The organism is Nocardioides sp. P5_C9_2 (genome assembly GCF_054049555.1).
In genome coordinates, this window is the sequence record NZ_JBFUMD010000652.1 from 1 (window position 1) to 1,640 (window position 1,640).

Below are 1,640 nucleotides of genomic sequence, written 5' to 3' on the forward strand. Positions count from 1 at the left end.
GACGGCGGCAGTCGCAGCTTCGGCGTCGGCGCCCTGGTCGCCGGCACGCTCGCCGGGCTCATCATCGGCGGGGCGGCCGGCGGCGCGATCGGCGCGGCGGTGACGGGCGACGACCACGGCCCCGGTGACCGCTTCGGCCGCATGGAGCGGGGATTCCCGGGCGGGGTCCCCAGCGACCAGGACGGCGACGACGACCACCCCGGCTCCGGACCCGTGCCCGGGGCGCCGATGCTGCCGCCCGGCACCGACGACGACCTCGACGGAGACTCCGACGAGGGCTCCGACGACGGCTCCGACGACGGGGGCACGAGCTCCTGACCCGCCCGGGTCGGACCCCGGTCACAGGAGACGCACAGCAGACTCACAGCACGCGGGGGCACGATGGTCGACATGGAGTTCACCAGGGCTGACGGCGCGCCCGTGCGCGTGCTCGTGGTCGACGACGAGGTCAACATCGCCGAGCTGCTCGCCATGGCGCTGCGCTACGAGGGCTGGGAGGTGCGGATGGCGCACACCGGCCGCACGGCCGTGAGCGAGGCCGCCGACCTCCGCCCGGACGCGGTGGTGCTCGACATCATGCTGCCGGACTTCGACGGCCTCGAGGTGCTGCGCCGGCTCCGCGCGACCCAGCCCGACGTACCCGTCCTCTTCCTCACCGCCCGCGACGCCGTCGAGGACCGCGTCGCCGGACTCACCGCGGGGGGCGACGACTACGTCACCAAGCCGTTCTCCCTCGAGGAGGTCGTCGCCCGGCTGCGCGCGCTGATGCGCCGCTCGGGCGCCCAGCAGGCGGTCGGCAACGTGCTGGCCGTCGGCGACCTCACCCTCGACGAGGACAGCCACGAGGTGAGCCGGGCCGGCACCGAGGTCAACCTGACGGCCACCGAGTTCGAGCTGCTGCGCTTCTTCATGCGCAACCCGCGCCGGGTGCTCAGCAAGGCGCAGATCCTCGACCGGGTCTGGCAGTACGACTTCGGCGGGCAGGCCAACGTCGTCGAGCTCTACGTGTCGTACCTCCGCAAGAAGATCGACGCCGGGCGCGAGCCGATGATCCACACGATGCGCGGGGCCGGCTACGTCCTCAAGCCGGCCGTCCAGGAGTCGACCGCCCCGGACCCGGTCTCCCCGAGCTCGGCACCGTGAGGACGCTGACCCAGCGACTGGTGGTCACCGCGGTCGCCCTGGTCGCCCTTGTCTCGGTCCTCATCGCGCTGGCGACCACGCTGGCGATGCGCTCCTACCTGGACCACCAGCTCGACGACGACGTGCGCGCCTCGCTCGGGCGGGCGTACGGCGCGCCTCCCCCGCGCTTCGACGACGACGCGGACGACTCGCGCGGGCACGACGACGGGCCGGGCAGGCTCGGCCAGGCGGTCGGCACCGTCAGCGCCACCATCGACGGGACCACCGGGAGCGGGATCCTGCTGACCGAGGGCGGGGACGGGGGCTTCAGCGCCGCGGTCGCCCTCGACCGGGGCGTCGTCGCCGCGCTCGCGACGGTCCCGGTGGACGGCGCGCCCCACGACGTCGACCTCCCGGGCCTCGGCGCCTACCGGGTCATCGCCCAGGACCGGGGGGTGACCGCCGTGGCCGGCCTGCCGGCCAGCGACGCGCACGACATCCTCGAGTCCCTGGTGCGC

General features: G+C 74.5%; 2 protein-coding genes and 1 pseudogene. All 3 read left to right on the top strand.

What is annotated here, in order from left to right; genetic code table 11:
- Positions 1–318: hypothetical protein (locus ACXJKL_RS20650; RefSeq protein WP_457208867.1), on the top strand; the 318-nt coding region annotated here is incomplete at its 5' end.
- 72 nt (positions 319–390) lie between these two features.
- Positions 391–1,143 (top strand): response regulator transcription factor, encoded by a 753-nt coding sequence (locus ACXJKL_RS20655; RefSeq protein ID WP_457208868.1) that lies wholly within the window; start codon positions 391–393, stop codon positions 1,141–1,143.
- A pseudogene (locus tag ACXJKL_RS20660) lies at positions 1,140–1,640 on the top strand (hypothetical protein); the annotation flags it as partial. The gene ACXJKL_RS20655 and the pseudogene ACXJKL_RS20660, both read left to right, overlap by 4 nt.